Origin of the sequence: Agromyces mediolanus (assembly GCF_044917495.1) — a bacterium.
Lineage (GTDB): Bacteria > Actinomycetota > Actinomycetes > Actinomycetales > Microbacteriaceae > Agromyces > Agromyces mediolanus_B.
Window position 1 is genome coordinate 530,765 of sequence record NZ_JAVSSI010000001.1, and the last position, 22,731, is coordinate 553,495.

At 70.0% G+C, this 22,731-nt stretch carries 16 protein-coding genes and 1 tRNA gene; 15 read left to right on the forward strand and 2 right to left on the reverse strand.

Going from position 1 to position 22,731, the window contains the following annotated elements; translation table 11 throughout:
- The first annotated feature begins 17 nt into the window (after positions 1–17).
- From ROT00_RS02535 to ROT00_RS02545, 3 genes are all read left to right on the forward strand, one after another.
- Positions 18–1,475, forward strand: a complete 1,458-nt coding sequence (locus tag ROT00_RS02535; RefSeq protein ID WP_404772075.1) for a glutamate synthase subunit beta — start codon at positions 18–20, stop codon at positions 1,473–1,475.
- Positions 1,476–1,542: 67 nt separating this feature from the next.
- Positions 1,543–2,958 (forward strand): pyruvate kinase, encoded by a 1,416-nt coding sequence (gene pyk / locus ROT00_RS02540; RefSeq protein ID WP_404772076.1) that lies wholly within the window; start codon positions 1,543–1,545, stop codon positions 2,956–2,958.
- Positions 2,959–3,059: 101 nt separating this feature from the next.
- Positions 3,060–3,527 (forward strand): SRPBCC family protein, encoded by a 468-nt coding sequence (locus ROT00_RS02545; RefSeq protein WP_404772078.1) that lies wholly within the window; start codon positions 3,060–3,062, stop codon positions 3,525–3,527.
- 38 nt (positions 3,528–3,565) lie between these two features.
- On the opposite strand, the gene ROT00_RS02550 is transcribed toward ROT00_RS02545, so the two are convergent.
- Positions 3,566–3,651 (reverse strand) — tRNA-Leu (locus tag ROT00_RS02550).
- A gap of 36 nt (positions 3,652–3,687) precedes the next feature.
- Here ROT00_RS02550 and ROT00_RS02555 point away from each other — a divergent pair.
- The 4 genes from ROT00_RS02555 to rpsA all read left to right on the forward strand — a co-directional run bounded on the left by ROT00_RS02555 (position 3,688) and on the right by rpsA (position 10,537).
- A complete protein-coding gene (locus tag ROT00_RS02555; protein WP_189084931.1) occupies positions 3,688–4,293 on the forward strand; it encodes an ANTAR domain-containing response regulator in 606 nt (201 codons plus the stop codon).
- A 153-nt stretch (positions 4,294–4,446) separates the two neighbouring features.
- Complete coding sequence (gene polA, locus ROT00_RS02560) at positions 4,447–7,128, forward strand: DNA polymerase I (protein ID WP_404772080.1); 2,682 nt, start codon at positions 4,447–4,449, stop codon at positions 7,126–7,128.
- A gap of 74 nt (positions 7,129–7,202) precedes the next feature.
- The gene (locus ROT00_RS02565) at positions 7,203–8,870 is read left to right on the forward strand and encodes a DUF885 domain-containing protein (RefSeq protein ID WP_404772082.1); all 1,668 of its coding nucleotides are present in this window, start codon (positions 7,203–7,205) and stop codon (positions 8,868–8,870) included.
- 215 nt (positions 8,871–9,085) lie between these two features.
- Positions 9,086–10,537, forward strand: a complete 1,452-nt coding sequence (rpsA, locus tag ROT00_RS02570) for a 30S ribosomal protein S1 (RefSeq protein ID WP_404772083.1) — start codon at positions 9,086–9,088, stop codon at positions 10,535–10,537.
- Here the strand turns inward: rpsA and ROT00_RS02575 are convergent.
- A complete protein-coding gene (locus ROT00_RS02575) occupies positions 10,534–11,157 on the reverse strand; it encodes a DUF4126 domain-containing protein (protein WP_404772084.1) in 624 nt (207 codons plus the stop codon). The genes rpsA and ROT00_RS02575 overlap by 4 nt on opposite strands.
- Before the next feature lie 47 nt (positions 11,158–11,204).
- Here ROT00_RS02575 and coaE point away from each other — a divergent pair, with 47 nt between their 5' ends.
- The 8 genes from coaE (at position 11,205) to gap (ending at position 22,719) form a co-directional block, all read left to right on the forward strand.
- Positions 11,205–11,816, forward strand: a complete 612-nt coding sequence (coaE, locus tag ROT00_RS02580; protein ID WP_404772085.1) for a dephospho-CoA kinase — start codon at positions 11,205–11,207, stop codon at positions 11,814–11,816.
- Between the two features lie 68 nt (positions 11,817–11,884).
- Complete coding sequence (uvrB, locus tag ROT00_RS02585; RefSeq protein WP_404772087.1) at positions 11,885–13,951, forward strand: excinuclease ABC subunit UvrB; 2,067 nt, start codon at positions 11,885–11,887, stop codon at positions 13,949–13,951.
- Positions 13,952–14,053: 102 nt separating this feature from the next.
- Positions 14,054–16,951 (forward strand): excinuclease ABC subunit UvrA, encoded by a 2,898-nt coding sequence (gene uvrA / locus ROT00_RS02590; RefSeq protein WP_404772088.1) that lies wholly within the window; start codon positions 14,054–14,056, stop codon positions 16,949–16,951.
- Between the two features lie 2 nt (positions 16,952–16,953).
- Positions 16,954–18,951 (forward strand): excinuclease ABC subunit UvrC, encoded by a 1,998-nt coding sequence (gene uvrC, locus ROT00_RS02595; protein ID WP_404772090.1) that lies wholly within the window; start codon positions 16,954–16,956, stop codon positions 18,949–18,951.
- A gap of 35 nt (positions 18,952–18,986) precedes the next feature.
- Positions 18,987–19,862: an RNase adapter RapZ gene (gene rapZ, locus ROT00_RS02600; RefSeq protein WP_404772092.1), complete on the forward strand. Its 876-nt coding sequence runs from the start codon at positions 18,987–18,989 to the stop codon at positions 19,860–19,862.
- A 42-nt stretch (positions 19,863–19,904) separates the two neighbouring features.
- Positions 19,905–20,885 carry a DNA-binding protein WhiA gene (gene whiA / locus ROT00_RS02605; protein WP_404772093.1) on the forward strand — a complete coding sequence of 327 codons (981 nt, stop codon included), beginning with the start codon at positions 19,905–19,907 and terminating at the stop codon, positions 20,883–20,885.
- 103 nt (positions 20,886–20,988) lie between these two features.
- Complete coding sequence (locus ROT00_RS02610) at positions 20,989–21,615, forward strand: superoxide dismutase (protein WP_404772094.1); 627 nt, start codon at positions 20,989–20,991, stop codon at positions 21,613–21,615.
- A gap of 99 nt (positions 21,616–21,714) precedes the next feature.
- Entirely contained in the window at positions 21,715–22,719 is a 1,005-nt protein-coding gene (gene gap / locus ROT00_RS02615) for a type I glyceraldehyde-3-phosphate dehydrogenase (protein ID WP_404772096.1), read from the forward strand.
- The last annotated feature ends 12 nt before the right edge of the window (positions 22,720–22,731 follow it).

A 22,731-nucleotide genomic window follows, 5' to 3' on the forward strand; every position in this document is an offset into this window, starting at 1 on the left:
CGGCATGGAGGTGACGGGTGGCTGACCCGAAGGGCTTTCTGAAGGTCACCGAGCGGGAGCTGCCCAAGCGGCGCCCCGTCCCGGTGCGGATCATGGACTGGAAAGAGGTCTACGAGCCGGGCGACTCCGCTCAGCTCAAGCGCCAGGCCGGTCGATGCATGGACTGCGGCGTGCCGTTCTGCCACCAGGGATGCCCCCTCGGCAACCTGATCCCCGAGTGGAACGACCTCACCTGGCGCGGCGAGGGCCGCGCGGCGATCGAGCGGCTCCACGCGACGAACAACTTCCCCGAGTTCACGGGTCGGCTCTGCCCGGCGCCGTGCGAGTCGGCGTGCGTGCTCGGCATCAACCAGCCGGCGGTCACGATCAAGCAGGTCGAGGTCTCGATCATCGACGAGGCGTTCGGCAACGGCTGGGTCCAGCCGCAGCCGCCGGGACGGCTCACCGGCAAGACCGTCGCCGTCGTGGGGTCCGGGCCCGCCGGCCTCGCGGCCGCGCAGCAGCTCACCCGGGCGGGCCACACCGTGGCCGTCTTCGAGCGCGACGACCGCATCGGCGGCCTGCTCCGCTACGGCATCCCCGACTTCAAGATGGAGAAGCGCCACCTCGATCAGCGCCTCGCGCAGATGACCGCGGAGGGCACCCGGTTCCGCGCGGGCGTCGACATCGGCACCGACATCGCCTGGGACGAGCTCCGTTCGCGCTACGACGCCGTGGTGGTCGCCACCGGTGCAATGGTGCCGCGCGACCTGCCGATCCCCGGGCGCGACCTGCCGGGCGTGCACTTCGCGATGGAGTACCTCGTGCAGGGCAACCGAGCCGCGGCCGGCGATCCGGTGTTCGACCAGATCAGCGCCGAGGGCAAGCACGTCGTCGTCCTCGGCGGCGGCGACACCGGCGCCGACTGCATCGGCACCGCCCACCGGCAGGGCGCGCTCAGCGTCACGAACCTCGCGATCGGCCGCCAGCCGGGCGAGGTGCGCTCGACCGGGCAGCCGTGGCCGATGCACCCGACGCTCTTCGAGATGCAGAGCGCGCACGAGGAGGGCGGCACGCGCGAGTACCTCGTGTCCACCGTCGAGTTCCTCTCGAACGACGCCGGCGAGCTCCGCGCGGTGCGCGTCGCCGAGACCGAGTTCCTCGACGGCCGCCGGGTGCCGAAGGCGGGCACCGAGCGGGAGATCCCCGCCGACCTCGTCCTGCTCGCGCTCGGCTTCACCGGACCCGAGACCGAGACGATCCAGCCGCAGCTCGAGCTCGGCGTGACCGACCGCGGCGCTCTCCTCCGCGACGCGCAGTACGCGACCGAGCAGCCGGGCGTCTTCGTCGCCGGCGACGCCGGCCGCGGACAGTCGCTCATCGTGTGGGCGATCGCCGAGGGCCGGGCGGCGGCGGCGGCCGTCGACCGGTACCTTGAAGGAGAGACGAGATTGCCGAGCCCGATCCCTGCGACGGCTCGCGCCTTCTCCGTCTGAGCGTCGGCGGCGCGAGCCGCCGGCACCGCACCGCGTTCGCGCGGAACACCTGGGAGCACATACGAATATGAGACGAGCGAAGATCGTCGCCACCCTCGGGCCGGCGACATCGAGCTATGAACAGATCCGAGCGATCATCGATGCGGGCGTCGATGTCGCCCGCATGAACCTGAGCCACGGCACCTACGACGTGCACGAGGCGGTCTACCAGAACGTCCGCAAGGCGGCGAACGACTCCGGTCGCGCCGTGGCGGTCCTGGTCGACCTGCAGGGCCCGAAGATCCGGCTCGGCAAGTTCGAGGGCGGCCCCTACGAGCTCGCCGAGGGCGACATCTTCAAGATCACGACGGAGGACGTCGTGGGCACGAAGGAGCTCGTCGGCACGACGTTCAAGGGCCTGCCGCAGGACGTCGCCCCGGGCGACTTCCTCCTGATCGACGACGGCAAGGTCCGCGTGCAGGTCGTCGAGACCGACGGCGTGGTCGTGACCACCAAGGTCATCGTCGCCGGCCCCGTGTCGAACAACAAGGGCATCAACCTGCCCGGCGTCGCCGTGAACGTGCCGGCGCTGTCCGAGAAGGACGAGGCCGACCTGCGCTGGGGCCTCGAGCTCGGCGCCGACCTCATCGCCCTCTCCTTCGTCCGGAACGCGGACGACATCACGCGGGTGCACGAGATCATGGACGAGGTGGGACGCCGCGTCCCCGTCATCGCGAAGATCGAGAAGCCGCAGGCCGTCGACCACCTCGAGGGCATCATCGAGGCGTTCGACGCGATCATGGTCGCCCGTGGCGACCTCGGTGTCGAGCTCCCGCTCGAGGCCGTGCCGATCGTGCAGAAGCGGGCGGTCGAGATCGCCCGCCGGCTCGCGAAGCCCGTCATCGTCGCCACGCAGATGCTCGAGTCGATGATCCACAGCCCGGTCCCGACGCGCGCCGAGACGAGCGACGTCGCGAACGCCGTCCTCGACGGCGCCGACGCGGTCATGCTGTCCGGCGAGACGAGCGTCGGCGAGTACCCGGTGATCACGGTCCAGACGATGGCCCGGATCGTCGAGTCGACGGAGAAGCACGGCCTCGAGCGCGTGCCTCCGCTCGGCACGAAGCCGCGCACCCAGTCGGGTGCGATCACGGCCGCCGCGGTCGAGGTCGCCGACTTCGTCGACGCGAAGTACCTCTGCGTCTTCACCGAGTCGGGCGACTCCGCCCGTCGGATGGCGCGCCTGCGCAGCGACATCCCGATCCTCGCGTTCACGCCGGATCAGGCGATCCGCCGCCGCATGGCGCTCTACTGGGGCGTCGACACCTTCGTGGTCGAGCGCGTCACCCACACCGACCAGATGGTCGAGCAGGTCGACGACGCGCTCGCGAAGTCGGGACGCGCCGAAGAGGGGGAGACGGTCGTGATCGTCTCCGGGTCCCCTCCCGGCATCCCCGGCACGACGAACGACGTGCGCGTGCACAAGGTCGGCGAGGTCCTCTAGTCCTCGCAGACGTCGCGGCGGCCCGGTCCATCGGATCGGGCCGCCGTTCGCGTTCCCGGCCGCGCTCGCTGCTGCGTCGCGGGGCGTGCGAGCATGATGGGATGACCGTCGAGTTCGAGCGCATCACGCGAATCGCGGCAACGCCGCGGGCAGCCTTCGACGCGTCGTGCGACATCGAGCTCCATCTCGACTCCATGCGATCGAGCGGCGAGCGCGCCGTCGCCGGCGTCACATCTGGGCGGATCGGCCCGGGGGAGCAGGTGACCTGGAGTGCACGGCACTTCGGCGTCCGCTTCCGGATGACGAGCCGCATCACCGCGTACGATCGCCCGCACCGCTTCGTCGACGAGCAGCTGCGCGGTCCCTTCGCGGTCTTCCGCCACGAGCATCGCTTCGAACCGGCGGACGGCGGCACCGTGATGCGCGACCACGTGCGGTTCCGGGCGCCGTTCGGGCCCCTCGGCCGACTCGTCGAGCCCGTGCTCCGGCGTCATCTCGTGCAGCTCATTGATCAGCGCAATCAGTACGTCGCCACCGCCGCCGAGCGGGCCGCCGGAGATCGCGCCTGAGCCGCGCGACGCGCCCGGGCGGGCGGTGGATCCGAAGATGGTGCCGGTGGTGGGGGTCGAACCCACACGCCCTTTCGGGCAAAGCATTTTGAGTGCTCCGCGTCTGCCATTCCGCCACACCGGCCAGAGGCCTCGCTCAGAATACCGTAGGCTTTCTGGCGTGACTGACACCGAATCAACCCAGCCTGCACCGCGTCGCGTGGTCGTGGCCGAAGACGAGTCGCTCATCCGTCTCGACATCGTCGAGATCCTGCGGGACAACGGCTACGAGGTCGTCGGCGAGGCGGGTGACGGCGAGACCGCCGTCCAGCTCGCGACCGAGCTGCGACCCGACCTGGTCATCATGGACGTGAAGATGCCGCAGCTGGACGGCATCTCGGCCGCCGAGCGGCTCTCGAAGGGGCACATCGCCCCGGTCGTGCTGCTGACCGCGTTCAGCCAGAAGGAGCTCGTCGAGCGCGCCAGCGAGGCCGGTGCCCTCGCCTACGTCGTGAAGCCGTTCACCCCGAACGACCTGCTGCCCGCGATCGAGATCGCCCTCGCCCGGCACGCGCAGATCATCGCGCTCGAGGCCGAGGTCGGCGACCTTGTCGAGCGCTTCGAGACCCGCAAGCTCGTCGACCGCGCGAAGGGCCTCCTGAACGAGAAGATGGGTCTCACCGAGCCGGAGGCGTTCCGCTGGATCCAGAAGGCGTCCATGGACCGTCGACTCACCATGCGCGACGTCTCCCAGGCGATCATCGAGCAGCTCTCCGCGAAGAAGTGACGCGGGCGCGCGCGGCCGGGTGCCGTGCGCGACGCGCGATCCAGGATGCCCCGACGGCCCCGTGCCGGCGGGGCATCCGTCGTCTCCCGGCATCCGCGCACCCCTCCTCGGCCGCGGGCGTCGGGTGTCGGCGGGCGCTTGTAGGCTGTCCGAGTGACGGACGCAGCAAAGCCCACCCTCCTCGTCGTAGACGGCCACTCGCTGGCCTTCCGAGCCTTCTACGCCCTGCCGGTCGACAGCTTCCAGACCCGTGACGGGCAGCACACGAACGCCATCCACGGCTTCCTCTCGATGCTCCTGCTGCTGCTGCAGAACGAGAAGCCCACGCACCTCGCCGTCGCCTTCGACAAGTCGCGCGTCTCGTTCCGCACGCGCGAGTACGAGGAGTACAAGGGCAACCGCGGTGAGACGCCGGTCGAGTTCAAGGGGCAGGTGCCGATCCTGCAGGAGGCGCTGAAGGCCCTCAGCATCACCACCCTCGAGAAGGACGACTTCGAGGCCGACGACATCCTCGCGACGCTCGCCGCGCGCGGGCAGGCCGAGGGGTACCGGGTGCTCCTCGTCTCGGGCGACCGCGACACCATCCAGCTCGTGAACGACGACGTCACGCTGCTGTACCCCAACACCCAGGGCGTGTCGCAGCTGAAGCGCTACGACCCCGAGGCGGTCGTCGAGCGCTACGGCGTGCCGCCCCACCAGTACCCCGAGATCGCCGCGCTCGTCGGGGAGACGAGCGACAACCTGCCCGGCATCACGAAGGTCGGCGAGAAGACCGCGGTCAAGTGGCTGAAGCTCTACGGCGACCTGCAGGGCATCCTCGACCACATCGACGAGATCAAGGGCGTCGTCGGCGACAACCTGCGTCGCGAGCGTGAGAACGCCATCCGCAACCGCAAGCTGAACCGCCTCGTCACCGACGTCGAGCTCGAGCTGGAGCTCGCCGACCTCGAGGCGCGGCCGATCGACGAGGACGCCGTGCACGAGCTCTTCGGGCGGCTCGAGTTCAAGACGCTGCTCGACCGGGTGATGAAGATCGCCCGCGGCGAGACGAACGGCGGCGCGTCGCGCGCGGCGGTCGCGCCGGTCGAGCGCGAGGCCGCCGCGCAGGCGCCGGCCTCGACGAGGCCGACCGGCGACGAGCTCGCCGCCTGGCTCGAGCGCGCGCAGCAGACCGCGCCCGCCGGGCTCGGGCTCCACGTCGAGACAGCGGGCGGCGAGGTGGCAACCATCGGCATCGCTACGGCGGAGTCGTCCATCGAGCTGCCGTGGCAGGCCGGCCGGGCCGAGTTCGGCCCCTTCGAGGCGTGGCTCGCGAGTGACGCGCCCAAGATCATGACCGATGCGAAGGGGCAGCTGAAGGCACTGCTCCGCGGCGGGCTCGCGGTCGGCGGGCTCGTGCTCGACCCGCTGCTGGCGGCTTGGCTCGTCCGGCCGAACCTCACCGAGAAGAACCTCGTCGAGCTCGTCGACCGCTACCTCGGCGAGACGGTGCCGGTGGGCGACCCCTCGCAGCTGGTGCCCGAGGAGGGCAGCGACTCCGGCGCGCCCGAGTTCGCCTGGTACACGGTGCGGCTCGCACCGCTGGTCCTCGCCGCCCTCGACGAGGGGCCCCGACGCGTGCTCGCCGAGATCGAGATGCCGCTCGTGCCCGTGCTCGCCGCCATGGAGCTCCGCGGCGTCGCGGTCGACCACGAGGCGCTCGCCGCGCTGTCGGCGGAGCTGGGGGAGCGCGCCGCCGGACTCGCCGCGGCGGCGTACGCCGAGATCGGCCGCGAGGTGAACCTCGGCTCGCCGAAGCAGCTCCAGGAGGTGCTGTTCGATCAGCTCGGCATGCCGAAGACGCGCGCCACGAAGACCGGGTACACGACCGACGCCGGCGCGCTCGCCGATCTGCAGGAGTCGAACCCGCATCCGTTCCTCGGGCTGCTCCTCGAGCACCGCGACGCCACGAAGCTGCGGCAGATCGTCGAGTCGCTCGACAAGTCCATCGCGGCCGACGCGCGCATCCACACCACGTACGGCCAGATCGGGGCGGCGACCGGCCGCATGTCGTCGAACGACCCGAACCTGCAGAACATCCCGATCCGCACGGAGGACGGCCGGCGCATCCGCGTCGCGTTCCAGCACGGCGCCGAGTACTCCGAGCTGCTCACCGCCGACTACTCGCAGATCGAGATGCGCATCATGGCGCACCTCTCCGGCGACCCCGGGCTCATCGAGGCGTTCAACGCGGGCGAAGACCTGCACCGCTTCGTCGGCGCGCGCATCTTCTCGGTCGACCCGGCCGACGTGACGCCGCTCATGCGCACCAAGGTGAAGGCCATGTCGTACGGCCTCGCGTACGGCCTCAGCGCCTTCGGCCTGTCGAAGCAGCTGCGCATCGATCGGGCCGAGGCGACGCAGCTCATGAAGGACTACTTCGAGCGGTTCGGCGCCGTGCGCGACTACCTGCGCGGCGTCGTGGAGCAGGCGAAGATCGACGGCTACACCGAGACGATCTTCGGCCGCCGCCGCCCGTTCCCCGACCTGAACAGCCCGAACCGCGTGCTGCGCGAGAATGCCGAGCGCGCGGCGCTGAACTCGCCGATCCAGGGGTCCGCGGCAGACATCATCAAGGTCGCGATGACGGGCATCGAACGCGACGCCCGCGAGCGCGGACTCGCCTCGCGCATGCTGCTGCAGGTGCACGACGAGCTCATCTTCGAGGTCGCCGCGGGGGAGAGCGAGGAGCTCGAGGGCATCGTCCGCGACCGGATGGCGAACGCGGCCGACCTCCTGGTTCCGCTCGATGTGCAGGTCGGCCGCGGGGCGAACTGGGACGACGCGGCGCACTAGGCGGCGCGATCCCGGGGTCGCGGGTCCCGCGTCGCGGGCTGCGCCCGCGCGCGCCCGCGGGCTAGGCTCGGCGCATGGCAGAACGCGCGCAGACCGAGATCGATCGCATCGCGGAGGGCTGGGTCGACACGCTCGTCGACCTCGACCCGACCGTCGGCACCTACATCGGACGCACCGATGCCGACGACCGGCTGCCCGACTACTCGCCGGCGGGCCACGAGCGGGGGAGCGAGGCGACCCGCGCCGCCCTGGCCGCGCTGCGGGCGGCTCCGGTCGCAGACGAGGTCGATCGGGTGACCCGCGACGATCTCGGCAGCGAGCTGGAACTCGCCCTCGAACGGGATGCGGCCGAACTCCACCTCCGCGACCTCAATGTCATCGCGAGTCCCGCGCAGGAGATCCGCGAGGTCTTCGATCTGATGCCCACCGCGTCGGTCGACGACTGGTCGCGCATCGCCACCCGCCTCGCCGCCGTGCCCGAAGCGATCGCGGGGTACGCGGAAACGCTTCGCGAGGGAATCCGCCGCGGTGTCGTGCCCGCCGAGCGCCAGGTCCGCGAGGTCGCCGCGCAGTCCCGCCGCACCGCGGCGAGCGACGGCTTCTTCGCCGACTTCGCCTCCGCGGCGAACGCCGGAGGGGCCGCGCTTCCGGCTGCGCTGCAGCAGGACCTCGAGCGCGCCGCCGGGGCCGCTGCCTCCGCGTACCGCGGGCTCGCCGAGTTCCTGGAGGGTGAGCTCGCGCCCGCCGCGGGACAGACCGACGGGGTCGGCCGGGAGATCTACGCCCTCCAGTCGCGCCAGTTCCTCGGAGCGGTGGTCGATCTCGACGAGACGTACGAGTGGGGCATCGAGGAGCTCGCGCGCATGGTCGCGGAGCAGGAGGCCATCGCCCGCGAGATCGTGCCGGGCGGCGGCGTGCGCGAGGCGATCGCCGCGCTCGAGGCCGACCCGGCGCGGAAGCTCATCGGCACCGAGGCCCTGCAGCGCTGGATGCAGGAGACGAGCGACCGCGCGGTCGCCGAGCTCGGGGCGACCCAGTTCGACATCCCGGAGGAGATCCGCACGCTGGAGTGCATGATCGCCCCGACCCAGGAGGGCGGCATCTACTACACCGGCCCGACGGACGACTTCTCCCGGCCGGGTCGCATGTGGTGGTCGGTGCCGGAGGGCGTGACCGAGTTCGACACCTGGCGGGAGCTCACGACGGTCTATCACGAGGGCGTCCCCGGCCACCACCTGCAGATCGGCCAGGCGGTCGTGAACCGGGGCACGCTGAACCTCTGGCGCCGGCAGCTCGCGGGCACCTCCGGCCACGCCGAGGGTTGGGCGCTCTACGCGGAGCGGCTGATGGAGGAGCTCGGCTACCTCGACGATCCGGCCGATCGGCTCGGCATGCTCGACGGCCAGCGGATGCGGGCCGCGCGCGTCGTGCTGGACATCGGCGTGCACCTCGGCAAGCAGCGCCCAGACGGACAGGGCGTGTGGACCGGCGACTACGCGTTCGAGTTCATGGGCGAGAACGTCGCGATGAACGACGGCTTCGTCACGTTCGAGGTGAACCGGTACCTGGGCTGGCCGGGCCAGGCGCCCTCCTACAAGGTCGGTCAGCGGATCTGGGAGCAGCTCCGCGACGAGCTCCGGCGCCGCGAGGGCGCCGAGTTCGACATCCGCCGCTTCCACAGCCGCGCCCTCGCGCTCGGCGGCGTCGGTCTCGACACGCTGCGTTCCACGCTGCTCGGCTGAGCGGATCGCCCGGGGTGGGTCGCTGTCGGCGGCGACTCACCCCGTCCGGTGCGGCCGCTCCGGGGTCCCGGCGGCCGGCGTTGCCCTGCTCATCCGAAATCCGTTAGGATAGAGCGTCACTCGTGTGACATTCCTGTCCGCATGCCCATCGCGGAACCCACATACGCTCTACCTTCGCGACGGGCCCGATATTGTCCATTCGGAGCATCTACTTCATGACAACCGCAACGACCAAGGCGCCCAAGCAGGTCGCGATCAACGACATCGGATCTGCTGACGATTTCCTCGCCGCGGTCGAGAAGACCCTGAAGTTCTTCAACGACGGCGACCTCATCGAGGGTACCGTCGTGAAGATCGACCGCGACGAGGTCCTCCTCGACGTCGGCTACAAGACCGAGGGCGTCATCCCCTCGCGCGAACTTTCCATCAAGCACGACGTCGACCCCACCGAGGTCGTCGAGGTCGGCGACACCGTCGAGGCGCTCGTTCTCCAGAAGGAGGACAAGGAAGGTCGCCTCATCCTGTCGAAGAAGCGTGCGCAGTACGAGCGCGCCTGGGGCGACGTGGAGAAGATCAAGGAGTCCGACGGCGTGGTGACCGGTTCGGTCATCGAGGTCGTCAAGGGCGGCCTGATCGTCGACATCGGCCTCCGCGGCTTCCTCCCGGCGTCGCTCATCGAGCTCCGTCGCGTCCGCGACCTCACGCCGTACCTCGGCCAGGAGCTCGAGGCGAAGATCCTCGAGCTCGACAAGAACCGCAACAACGTGGTCCTGTCGCGCCGTGCGCTGCTCGAGCAGACCCAGTCGGAGTCGCGCTCGACCTTCCTCGCCAACCTGCACCCGGGCCAGATCCGCAAGGGCGTCATCTCCTCGATCGTCAACTTCGGTGCGTTCGTCGACCTCGGCGGCGTGGACGGCCTCGTGCACGTCTCCGAGCTGTCGTGGAAGCACATCGAGCACGCCAGCGAGGTCGTCGAGGTCGGCCAGGAGGTCACCGTCGAGGTGCTCTCCGTCGAGCTCGACCGCGAGCGCGTCTCGCTCTCGCTCAAGGCGACGCAGGAAGACCCGTGGCAGGTCTTCGCCCGCACGCACGCGATCGGTCAGGTCGCACCGGGCAAGGTCACGAAGCTGGTCCCGTTCGGTGCGTTCGTCCGCGTCGCCGACGGCATCGAGGGCCTCGTGCACATCTCGGAGCTGTCGGGCAAGCACGTCGAGCTGGCCGAGCAGGTCGTCTCGGTGGGCGAAGAGGTCTTCGTCAAGGTCATCGACATCGACCTCGAGCGTCGCCGCATCTCGCTCTCGCTGAAGCAGGCGAACGAGGGCGTCGACCCCGAGGGCACCGAGTTCGACCCGGCGCTCTACGGCATGCTCACCGAGTACGACGAGCAGGGCAACTACAAGTTCCCGGAGGGCTTCGACCCCGAGACGAACGAGTGGAAGGAAGGCTTCGAGACCCAGCGCGAGAAGTGGGAGCAGGACTACGCTGCCGCCCAGGCTCGCTGGGAGGCGCACAAGAAGCAGGTTGCTGCTTCGCTCGCCGCTCAGGCCGCCGACGACTCGTTCTCGGCCGGTGGCGCGTCCTACTCGAGCGACACCGCCGGCGCGGGCACCCTCGCCGACGACGCCTCGCTCGCGGCGCTCCGCGAGAAGCTCTCGAGCAACAACTAGTCGCTCACGCGATCACCGGAAGGCCGGTCCCCTCGGGGACCGGCCTTTCGCCGTCTCCGGCGGCGGACGAGCCAGATCGCCGCAGCGACGACCGCCGCGATCGCGAGGAGCACGAGGATCGGGGCCAGGATGGCGGCCACGACGATGAGTACGCTGCCGGCATCCTCGGCGGTGCTCGCGATGGGCGCCGCGACGCCCGCCGTCGCCGCGTTCAGGATCGGCCGGGCGCCCGCCTTCAGCAGGTGCACGGCGAGCGCGAGCACGACGCCCACGGCGATCGGGACCCACTGTGCGGACGCGAAGAACTCCGCCGGATCGGTGACGGCGGTCGTCGTCGCGCCGAGCCCCGAGCCGAAGGCGATCCCGCCGGAGGTGGGGCGGACGACGGTCTGCACGACGTCGTTCACGGTGTCGAGCCCGGGCACCTTGTCGGCCAGGAACTCGACGACGAGGAGCACGACGAGGATGAGGAGCACCCACTCGTTCGCGAGCCAGGCCCACGCCGGCGGGAGCTCCACGAGACCCGTGAACCGGTCGAGCGCACCGAGCAGCACGAGCGGGATCCACGCGTTCAGCCCGGCCGCGAGGGCCAGCCCCGTCGCCGTGAGCAGTTCGAGCATCCCGTCTCCCTCCCGCGGCACGAGTCTTGCACGGCTAGAGTGAGGCTGTGTACCTGATCGGCCTGACCGGCGGCATCGCGTCCGGCAAGTCCACCGTCGCGCGGCGGCTCTATGAGCACGGCGCCGTGCACCTCGACGCCGACCAGCTCGCGAGGAAGGTCGTCGAACCCGGCACGCCGGCGCTCGCGGCGATCGTCGAGACCTTCGGAGCCGAGGTGCTGCGCCCCGACGGCTCCCTCGACCGCGAGCGGCTGGGGCGCATCGTCTTCGGCGACGACGCGGCGCGGGCGAAGCTGAACGCGATCGTCCACCCCGCGGTGCGGGAGCTGTCCGGTCGGCTCATCGCGAAGGCCGAGGCCGAGAACCCCGACGCCGTGGTGGTGTACGACGTCCCGCTCCTCGTCGAGGCGAACGTGGACCACCCCTTCGACCTCGTCGTTGTCACGGACGCGCCGAAGCGCACGCAGGTGAAGCGGCTCGTCGAACAGCGCGGCCTCGATCCGCTGCAGGCCGAGGCGCGCGTCGACGCGCAGATCGACCGCGAGTCCCGGTTGAAGGTCGCCGACGTCGTGATCGACACCGACGGCTCGCTCGGTCACACGATGAGCCAGGCCGACGCGCTCTGGGCGCGGGTCGCCGCGGAGCGCGCGTCCCGCTGAGGTACGCCCTCGGCGAAGGGATGCCCCGTTCCGGCCGAGGTGTCGGTGGCCGAACCTAGACTTGACGCATGGAATCCACGCGCTCCGTGCGCCCGTTCGAGGTCGTCAGCGAGTATGAGCCGAGCGGCGATCAGCCGCAGGCGATCGCCGAGCTCGCCGCCCGCATCAACGCCGGTGAGACCGACGTGGTGCTGCTCGGCGCGACCGGCACGGGCAAGTCCGCGACCACGGCGTGGCTCATCGAGCAGGTGCAGCGGCCGACCCTCGTCCTCGCGCACAACAAGACCCTGGCCGCCCAGCTGGCAAACGAGTTCCGCGAGCTGATGCCGCACAACGCCGTCGAGTACTTCGTCTCCTACTACGACTACTACCAGCCCGAGGCGTACGTGCCGCAGACCGACACCTTCATCGAGAAGGACTCGTCGATCAACGCGGAGGTCGAACGGCTCCGCCACTCGACGACGAACTCGCTGCTGTCCAGGCGCGACGTCGTCGTGGTGTCCACGGTCTCGTGCATCTACGGCCTCGGCACGCCGGAGGAGTACCTGAACGCAATGATGCCGCTGCAGGTCGGCCAGCGCGTCGACCGCGACTGGCTGATCCGCAAGTTCGTCTCGATGCAGTACCAGCGCAACGACGTCGACTTCTCGCGCGGCAACTTCCGGGTCCGGGGCGACACCATCGAGATCATCCCGGTCTACGAGGAGCACGCGATCCGCATCGAGATGTTCGGCGACGAGATCGAGGCGCTGTACAGCCTGCATCCGCTCACTGGTCAGGTCATCGAGAAGCTCGACGCGGTGCCGGTCTTCCCGGGCTCGCACTACGTCGCGTCGACCGACGTGATGCAGCGCGCGATCGGCACGATCCGCGACGAGCTCGACGAGCGGCTCGCCGAGCTCGAGCGCGAGGGCAAGCTGCTCGAGGCGCAGCGGCTCCGCATGCGCACCACCTTCGACCTCGAGATGATGGAGCAGATCGGCTTCTGCTCGGGCATCGAGAACTACTCCCGCCACATCGACGCGCGTGCGGCGGGGGAGCCGCCGCACTGCCTCCTCGACTACTTCCCCGACGACTTCCTCGTGGTGATCGACGAATCGCACGTCACGGTGCCGCAGATCGGCGCCATGTACGAGGGCGACTCCTCTCGCAAGCGCACGCTCGTCGAGCACGGCTTCCGACTCCCGAGCGCGCTCGACAACCGCCCGCTGAAGTGGGACGAGTTCAAGCACCGCATCGGCCAGTCCGTCTACCTCTCGGCGACGCCCGGCCGCTACGAGCTCGGCATCGCCGACGGCGTGGTCGAGCAGATCATCCGTCCGACGGGCCTGATCGACCCGGAGATCGTGGTGAAGCCCTCGAAGGGGCAGATCGACGATCTGCTCGAGGAGATCCGGGTGCGCGCCGAACGCGACGAGCGGGTGCTCGTGACGACGCTCACGAAGAAGATGGCCGAGGAGCTCACCGACTTCCTCACGGAGGCCGGAGTCCGGGTGCGCTACCTGCACTCCGACGTCGACACGCTGCGTCGTGTCGAGCTGCTCACCGAGCTCCGCGCGGGCGTCTACGACGTGCTCGTCGGCATCAACCTGCTCCGCGAGGGGCTCGACCTGCCGGAGGTCTCGCTCGTCGCCATCCTCGATGCCGACAAGGAGGGGTTCCTGCGGTCCTCGACCTCGCTCATCCAGACGATCGGCCGCGCGGCGCGCAACGTGTCGGGCCAGGTGCACATGTACGCCGACGTCATGACCGACTCGATGACGAACGCCATCGAGGAGACCAACCGGCGCCGGGAGAAGCAGGTCGAGTACAACCGCGTGAACGGCATCGACCCGCAGCCCCTGCGCAAGCGGATCGCCGACATCACCCAGGTGCTCGCGCGGGAGGAGGCCGACACCGCCGAGCTGCTCGCCGGACGCGACGCGAAGAAGACCTCGCCCGTGCCGAAGCTGCGGCGCGAGGGCATCGCGGCCGAGGGCGCGAACGATCTCGAGTCGCTCATCCGCGACCTCAACGGTCAGATGCTCGAGGCGGCAGGCGAGCTGAAGTTCGAGCTCGCGGCGCGGCTGCGCGACGAGGTCTCCGAGCTGAAGCGCGAGCTCCGGCAGATGGAGAAGGCGGGGCACCTCGGCTGATCGCCCCGCCGACCGGCGCCGCGCGCCCGTATTCGAACATCTGTTCGCCCACAGCGGAGCGTCCGGGGGAGGAGTGTCGGTGGTCGTCCCTAGACTCGTAGGGTGCCAGTTTCACGTCTCGATGCCCACTCCCGACTGAGTGTCCGCGGTGCCCGCGTGCACAACCTCCGCGACGTCGACGTCGAGATCCCGCGCGATGCGATGGTGGTCTTCACCGGGCTCTCGGGCTCCGGCAAGTCGTCGCTCGCCTTCGACACGATCTTCGCCGAGGGTCAGCGGCGCTACGTCGAGTCGCTCTCCGCGTACGCGCGCCAGTTCCTCGGGCAGGTCGACCGGCCCGACGTCGACTTCATCGAGGGGCTGAGCCCCGCGGTCTCCATCGACCAGAAGTCGACGAACCGCAACCCGCGCTCGACGGTCGGCACGATCACCGAGATCTACGATTACATGCGCCTCCTGTGGGCGCGCATCGGCGTCCCGCACTGCCCGGTCTGCGGCGAGCCCATCCAGCGCCAGACGGTGCAGCAGATCGCCGATCAGCTCATGGAACTCGCCGACGGCACCCGCTTCCAGGTCCTGAGCCCCGTCGTCTCCAAGAAGAAGGGCGAGTTCGTCGACCTGTTCCGGGAGCTCGCCGCGCAGGGCTTCTCCCGGGCCGTCGTCGACGGCGAGGTCATCCGCCTCGACGAGCCGCCGAAGCTGAAGAAGCAGGTGAAGCACGACATCTCGGTCGTGGTCGACCGTCTCGTCGCCTCCGCCGACATCCTCGGCCGACTCACCGACTCGCTCGAGACCGCGCTCCGACTCACCGACGGCCTCGTGCAGATCAACTACGTCGACGAGGAGGGGCCCGACGCCTGGCAGACCTTCTCCGAGAAGCTCTCCTGCCCGAACCAGCACCCGATCCAGCTCACCGAGATCGAGCCGCGCACCTTCTCCTTCAACGCGCCATTCGGCGCCTGCCCCGAGTGCTCCGGCCTCGGCACGCGCATGTCGGTCGACGAGGAGCTGCTGCTCGGCGACCCCGCGCTGTCGATCGCGGAGGGGGTCATCCTGCCGTGGACCTCCCAGGGCAAGAGCCTCTACAACTACTACGAGAAGCTCCTCACCGGTCTGGCCCGCGACCTCGACTTCTCCCTCGACACCCCGTGGGAGGAGCTCGCGCCCGAGGCCCGCGCGGCGGTGCTCCGCGGCGACAACTTCGAGGTCAAGGTCCGGTGGCGCAACCGCTACGGCCGTGAGATGAGCTACACCTCCGGCTTCGAGGGGGTCGTCCCGTACATCGAGCGGCAGTACGTGCAGGCCGAGACCGATGTGCAGCGCGCCCGCTGGGCCGAGTACCTCCGCGAGGTGCCCTGCCCCGTCTGCGACGGCAACCGGCTGAAGCCCGAGGTGCTCGCGGTGCTCATCCACGACCGCAGCATCGCCGAGGTGTGCCGGTTGAGCCTGACCGACGCGCGCGCCTTCATGGACAAGCTCGAGCTCACCGATCGCGAGCAGGCGATCGCGGCGCAGGTGCTCCGCGAGATCAAGCTGCGCCTCGACTTCCTCATCCGAGTCGGGCTCAGTTACCTCGACCTCGCGCGCGCAGCCGGCACGCTGTCGGGCGGCGAGGCGCAGCGCATCCGGCTCGCGACGCAGATCGGCTCCGGCCTCACTGGCGTGCTCTACGTCCTCGACGAGCCGAGCATCGGGCTGCACCAGCGCGACAACCGCCGGCTCATCGACACCCTCGTCGCGCTGCGCGACCTCGGCAACACGCTCATCGTCGTCGAGCACGACGAAGACACGATCCGCACGGCCGACTGGATCGTCGACATCGGCCCCGGCGCCGGCGTGAACGGCGGCACCGTCGTGCACTCCGGCAGCTACGACGACCTGGTCGCCAACACCCGATCGCTCACCGGCGACTACCTGTCCGGCCGCAAGGAGATCGCCGTCCCCGAGTCGCGCCGCGCGATCGACCCCGAGCGCATGATCACGGTCGAGGGGGCCGCGGCGAACAACCTCCGCAACGTCGATGTGAGCTTCCCGCTCGGCACGCTCACCGCGGTGACGGGGGTGAGCGGCTCCGGCAAGTCCTCGCTCGTCAACGACATCCTCTACCGGGTCCTGGCGAACCGGCTGAACGGGGCGCGCAAGGTGCCGGGCAAGCACCGTCGGGTGAGCGGCCTCGAGCACCTCGACAAGGTCGTCCACGTCGACCAGGCGCCGATCGGGCGCACCCCGCGATCGAACCCCGCGACCTACACCGGCGTGTTCGACCGCATCCGCACGCTGTTCTCCGAGACGGTCGAGGCGAAGGCCCGCGGCTACCTGCCCGGCCGGTTCAGCTTCAACGTCAAGGGCGGCCGCTGCGAGGCGTGCTCCGGCGACGGCACCATCAAGATCGAGATGAACTTCCTGCCCGACGTCTACGTCGCGTGCGAGGTCTGCGGGGGCAAGCGGTACAACCGCGAGACGCTGCAGGTGCACTACAAGGGCAAGAACATCTCCGAGGTGCTCGACATGCCGATCAGCGAGGCTGCGGAGTTCTTCGAGCCGATCTCGGCCATCCACCGATACCTGAAGACCCTCGTCGACGTCGGCCTCGGCTACGTCAAGCTCGGGCAGAGCGCGACGACGCTCTCCGGCGGCGAGGCGCAGCGCGTGAAGCTCGCGACCGAGCTCCAGCGCCGCTCCAACGGGCGCAGCGTCTACGTGCTCGACGAGCCGACGACCGGCCTCCACTTCGAAGACGTGCGCAAGCTGCTGAAGGTGCTCGGCAAGCTCGTCGACAAGGGCAACTCGGTGATCGTCATCGAGCACTCGCTCGACGTCATCAAGTCCGCCGACTGGATCATCGACCTCGGCCCCGAGGGCGGCTCCGGCGGCGGGCAGATCGTCGCCACGGGCACGCCGGAGCAGGTGGCGGAGAACGACGACAGCCACACCGGATACTTCCTCCGGGAGATCTTCGACGCCCAGGCGCACGCCGCCACGGAGCGGGTCGCCGGCTAGCGATGGCCAGCACCGTCCCGTACCGGCCGAAGGCCGGGGAGATCCCGACCTCGCCGGGGGTGTACCGCTTCCGCGACGCCGAGCGGCGGGTGCTCTACGTCGGCAAGGCGAAGAACCTCCGGGCGCGGCTGTCGAACTACTTCGCCCCGCTGCACACGCTGCACGAGCGCACCCGGCGGATGGTGACGACCGCGGCCTCCGTGGAGTGGACCGTCGTCCGCAGCGACGTCGAGGCGCTCCAGCTCGAGATCACCTGGATCAACGAGTGGAAGCCGCCGTTCAACGTGCGCTTCAAGGACGACAAGTCGTATCCGTACCTCGTCGTCACCCTCGCCGACGAGGCGCCGCGGGCGATGGTCTCGCGCAAGCGGGGTATCCCCGGCGCCAGGTACTTCGGCCCGTATCCGAAGGTGTGGGCGGTGAGCGAGACCCTCGAGATCCTCACGAAGCTCTTCCCGATCCGCACCTGCAAGGACAGCGATTACCGCCGGGCGATGGCGAGCGGGAAGCCCTGCTTCGCCGGCCAGATCGGCCGGTGCTTCGGGCCGTGCTCGGGCAAGGTGACGATCGAGGAGCACCGCCGCAACGTCGACCGCTTCGTCGCCTTCATGCAGAACCAGGACACCGCGATCCTCGGCGACCTCGAGCGCGAGATGCGCGAGGCGGCGGCCGCGCAAGACTATGAGACCGCGGCTCGCCGACGCGATCAGCTCCAGGCGGCCCGCGAGTTCTTCGAGAAGAGTGCGATGGTGCTCGGCGAGAAGGTCGACCTCGACGTGTTCGGCATCGATCACGACGAACTGCAGGCGGCCGTGCAGATGTTCGCCGTGCGCGGCGGGCGGGTGCGCGGCGTCCGCTCGTGGACGGTCGACAAGGAGCTCGACGTGCCGCTCGGCGAACTCGTCGACGTCGTGCTGCAGAACGCCTACGCCGACGAGCTCCGGCCCCCGGGCGAGGTGGTCGTGCCGGTGCTTCCCGACGACGCCGAGGCGGTCGAGGCGTGGCTCGGCGAGCACGCGGGCCGCAAGGTGCGGCTGCGTGCGGCGCAGCGCGGCGACAAGGCGGCGCTCCTCGCGACGGCCGAGCAGAACGCGAAGCAGAACCTGATGCTCTACAAGACCCGGCGGAGCGCGGACTTCACGACGCGGTCGCGTGCGCTGGAGGACATCCAGGAGGCGCTCGGCATGGCGGATGCCCCGCTGCGCATCGAGTGCTACGACGTCTCCCATCTGAGCGGCACGAACATCGTGGCGTCGATGGTCGTGTTCGAGGACGGCCTGCCGCGCAAGGACGAGTACCGGCGCTTCACGATCCCGAACTCGAGCGACGACACCGACTCGATCCATCAGGTGCTCACTCGGCGGCTCGCGTACCTCCGCGACCCCGATCGCGCCGAGGAGTCGGCGAGCGGGGCGACGGGGGAGCAAGGGCTCATCGTCGCCGGCCCGCCGGCGAGCGATCCCTCCGCCGACCCGGAGGCTCCCGGAGCCTCCGCGGACGCCGAGCCGGAGGCGCCCGTCGTCGAGTCGACGCGACGGAAGAAGTTCGCCTACCCGCCGAACCTCCTCGTGGTCGACGGCGGCCAGCCCCAGGTCGCGGCGGCCGCGCGGGCGCTCCGCGAGTCGGGGGTGCAGGGCATCTTCCTCTGCGGCATCGCCAAGCGTCTGGAGGAGATCTGGACGCCCGAGTCCGACTACCCGGTGATCCTGCCGCGCAACAGCGATGCGCTGTTCCTGTTCCAGCGCATCCGCGATGAGGCGCACCGCTTCGCGATCACCCACCAGCGCCAGCGCCGCAAGCGCGACATCAGCACGGTGCTCGCGGAGATCCCGGGCCTCGGCCCGGCCCGCGTCAAGGAGCTCCTGCGGCACTTCGGCTCCGTGGCCCGGCTGAAGGGAGCCTCGCCGGAGGAGATCGCTGAGGTGAAGGGCATCGGGCCGGTGCTCGCGGAGACGGTGCACGGGCATCTGCAGAGCGTCGGCGCCCCGGCGTCCCGGTAGGCTGGAGCTTCAGAAACGAAGGGGGCGGCCGGCTGATGGCAGACGAGACGGAGCACCAGGAGATGCTCATCGTCACCGGGATGAGCGGAGCCGGGCGGTCCACCGCCGCGAACGCGCTCGAAGACCTCGGCTGGTACGTCGTCGACAACCTTCCGCCGCAGATGCTGCGCCCCCTCGTGGAGCTCGTCGAGCGCGCCGGCAACTCGCTGCCCCGCATCGCCGCGGTCGTGGACATCCGCGGCCGCGACTTCTTCTCGGAGCTGCAGGAGATCATCCAGGCGCTCCGCACCGGGGTGAACGTGCGGGTCATGTTCCTCGACGCGACCGACGCCGCTCTGGTCCGCCGATTCGAGGCGGTGCGCCGGCCGCACCCGCTCCAGGGCGACGGCACCATCCTCGACGGCATCGGCGCCGAGCGCGCCAGGGTCGCGGCGATCCGCGAGTCGAGCGACTTCGTCGTCGACACCTCGGACCTGAACATCCACCAGCTCGCGACGCTGGTGACCGACACCTTCGCCGAGGCCGACCGGGCGGGCCTGCGCGTGACGGTCCTCAGCTTCGGGTTCAAGTACGGCATCCCGACCGATGCCGACCACGTCGCCGACGCCCGCTTCCTGCCGAACCCGTTCTGGGAGCCCGAGCTCCGGGCCCTGACGGGGGAGGACGAGCGGGTCTCCGGCTACGTGCTCGGGCAGCCCGGGGCGATGGAGTTCATCGACGCCTACGCGGCGGCGCTCGCGCCCGTCATGGCCGGGTACCAGCGCGAGAACAAGCGGCACGCGACGGTCGCGATCGGATGCACCGGCGGCAAGCACCGCTCGGTGGCGATCGTCCGCGAGATCGCGAGGCGACTCGGGCAACTGCCAGGGGTCGCCGTCAGTATCAAAGATCGCGACCTCGGGCGAGAATGACCCTCGAGGACGCGACGGCAACAACGGAAGATTGGGAACCACGTGGCATTGACGGCTGATGTGAAGGAAGAGCTGGCACGCGTCGAAGTCGCGAAGACGGGCGTGAGGGCCGCGGAGCTCGCCACGGTGCTGCGGTTCGCCGGCGGACTGCACATCATCTCCGGACGCATCGCGATCGAGGCCGAGCTCGACTCGCCGACGCTCGTGCGCCGGGTCACCCGCGACCTCGCGGAGCTCTACGGCGTCCGTCCCGACGTCTCGGTGTCGGCGGCCGGCGGCGTGCGCCGGGGCAACCAGTACCTCGTCCGCGTCCTCGACGGCGGCGAGACCCTGGCCCGGCAGACCGGGCTGCTCGACGCACGCCGTCGACCCGTGCGCGGCCTGCCGAACCGACTGACGACGGGCTCGCGCGACGAGGTCGCGGCGGTGTGGCGCGGCGCGTTCCTCGCGAGCGGCAGCCTCACCGACCCGGGCCGCTCAGCGGCGCTGGAGATCACCTGCCCCGGGAACGAGACCGCGATGGCGCTCGTCGGTGCGGCCGGTCGGCTCGGCATCGCCGCGAAGGCCCGCGAGGTGCGCGGCGTGCACCGCGTCGTCGTCCGTGACGGCGAGGCGATCAGCGCCATGCTGCAGGCCATGGGCGCGACCGGCACCGTCCGCAACTGGGAGGAGCTGCGCCAGCGCCGGGAGGTGCGGGCCACGGCGAACCGCCTCGTGAACTTCGATGACGCGAACCTCCGCCGCTCCGCGCAGGCGGCGGTCGCCGCGTGCGCGCGCGTGGAGCGTGCGATGGAGCTCCTCGGCGACGACATCCCCGACCACCTGAAGTACGCGGGCGACCTCCGCCTCGCGCACCGGGACGCGAGCCTCGACGAGCTCGGCCACCACGCCGACCCGCCCATGACGAAGGACGCGGTCGCCGGACGCATCCGCCGGCTGCTCGCGATGGCCGACAAGCGCGCGGCCGACCTCGGCGTGCCCGGCACCGAGGCGAGCCTGCCCGCCGATCTCGACGAGGTGTGACGTCAAGGCCCGGTTCCGGCCGGGCCTTCGGGCATAGACTCGGAGAGGCCGCGGTTGGACCAGGCAGAGGCCCGGACGACCCGGCATCTGACAAGGAGAAGCAATGGCTGACTACACCCTCCCCGATCTTCCGTACGACTACGCGGCGCTCGAGCCGGCGATCAGCGGTCGCATCATGGAGCTGCACCACTCGAAGCACCACCAGGCGTACGTGACCGGCGCGAACACCGCCCTCGCGCAGCTCGCCGAGGCGCGCGAGACGGGCAACCTCGCCAACGTGAACAAGCTCGAGAAGGACCTCGCGTTCAACCTCGGCGGTCACGTCAACCACTCGATCTTCTGGACCAACCTCTCCCCGGAGGGCGGCGACAAGCCGACCGGCGAGCTCGCGGCCGCGATCGACGACCACTTCGGCTCCTTCGACGGCTTCCAGGCGCACTTCACCGCGACCGCGCTCGGCGTCCAGGGCTCGGGCTGGGCGGTGCTCGCGTGGGACTCGATCGGTCAGCGCCTGATCATCGTGCAGTTCTTCGACCAGCAGGGCAACCTGCCGGCCGGCATCGTGCCGCTCCTCATGCTCGACGTGTGGGAGCACGCGTACTACCTCGACTACCAGAACGTGCGCGCCGACTACGTCAAGGCGTTCTGGACGATCGTCGACTGGCAGAACGTGCAGCAGCGCTGGCAGGCGGCCACCGAGAAGACCGCGGGCCTGCTGCTACTGTCGTAGCGGATGGGTGTCCCCGGACCGTGTCCGGGGACACCGCCGTCCGAGCCTCATCCTTCCCACACGGCGCGTTCGCGCCCAGTCCAATCAGGAGACCTTCCCGTGTCCGTCAAGATCGGCATCAATGGATTCGGCCGCATCGGCCGCAACTTCTTCCGCGCAGCGCTCGCCCAGGGCGCAGACCTCGAGATCGTCGCGGTCAACGACCTCACCGACAACAAGACCCTCGCCCACCTGCTGAAGTACGACTCGATCACGGGACGCCTCGACGCGACCGTCGAGTACGACGACGAGAACCTCATCGTCAACGGCACGAAGATCAAGGCGTTCGCGGAGCGCGACCCCGCGAACCTGCCCTGGGGCGAGCTCGGCGTCGACATCGTGATCGAGTCGACCGGCTTCTTCACGAAGGCGGCCGACGCCCGCAAGCACCTCGAGGCCGGCGCGAAGAAGGTGCTCATCTCGGCGCCCGCGACCGACGAGGACGCGACCTTCGTGATCGGCGTCAACGAGCAGGACTACAACCCCGAGACGCACCACATCATCTCGAACGCGTCCTGCACGACGAACTGCCTCGCGCCCCTCGCGAAGGTCTTCAACGACGCCTTCGGCATCGAGCGCGGCCTCATGACCACGGTGCACGCCTACACCGCCGACCAGAACCTGCAGGACGGCCCCCACAAGGACCTCCGCCGCGCCCGCGCAGCCGCGATCAACATCGTGCCGACCTCCACGGGCGCCGCGAAGGCGATCGGTCTCGTGCTGCCCGAGCTCGTCGGCAAGCTCGACGGCTTCGCGCTCCGCGTGCCGGTGCCCACCGGCTCGATCACCGACCTCACGGTCACCTCCTCGCGCCCGGTCACGGTCGACGAGGTGAAGGCCGCGTACAAGGCCGCCGCCGAGGGCCCGATGAAGGGCATCCTGAAGTACACCGAGGACGAGATCGTCTCGAGCGACATCGTCTCCGACCCGCACTCGTCGATCTTCGACGCCGGCCTCGTGCGCGTCATCGGCGACCAGGTCAAGCTCTCGAGCTGGTACGACAACGAGTGGGGTTACTCCAACCGCCTCGTCGACCTCGCCGAGTACGTCGGCGAGCGTCTCTGATCCGGCCACGCG

Bases quoted from the DNA above. Each gene is read 5' to 3' on its own strand.
- pyk (WP_404772076.1), top strand. From the start codon at position 1,543: ATGAGACGAGCGAAGATCGTCGCCACCCTCGGGCCGGCGACATCGAGC.
- ROT00_RS02545 (WP_404772078.1), top strand. From the start codon at position 3,060: ATGACCGTCGAGTTCGAGCGCATCACGCGAATCGCGGCAACGCCGCGG.
- ROT00_RS02565 (WP_404772082.1), top strand. From the start codon at position 7,203: ATGGCAGAACGCGCGCAGACCGAGATCGATCGCATCGCGGAGGGCTGG.
- rpsA (WP_404772083.1), top strand. From the start codon at position 9,086: ATGACAACCGCAACGACCAAGGCGCCCAAGCAGGTCGCGATCAACGAC.
- ROT00_RS02575 (WP_404772084.1), bottom strand. From the start codon at position 11,157: ATGCTCGAACTGCTCACGGCGACGGGGCTGGCCCTCGCGGCCGGGCTG.
- uvrB (WP_404772087.1), top strand. From the start codon at position 11,885: ATGGAATCCACGCGCTCCGTGCGCCCGTTCGAGGTCGTCAGCGAGTAT.
- uvrC (WP_404772090.1), top strand. From the start codon at position 16,954: ATGGCCAGCACCGTCCCGTACCGGCCGAAGGCCGGGGAGATCCCGACC.
- rapZ (WP_404772092.1), top strand. From the start codon at position 18,987: ATGGCAGACGAGACGGAGCACCAGGAGATGCTCATCGTCACCGGGATG.
- ROT00_RS02610 (WP_404772094.1), top strand. From the start codon at position 20,989: ATGGCTGACTACACCCTCCCCGATCTTCCGTACGACTACGCGGCGCTC.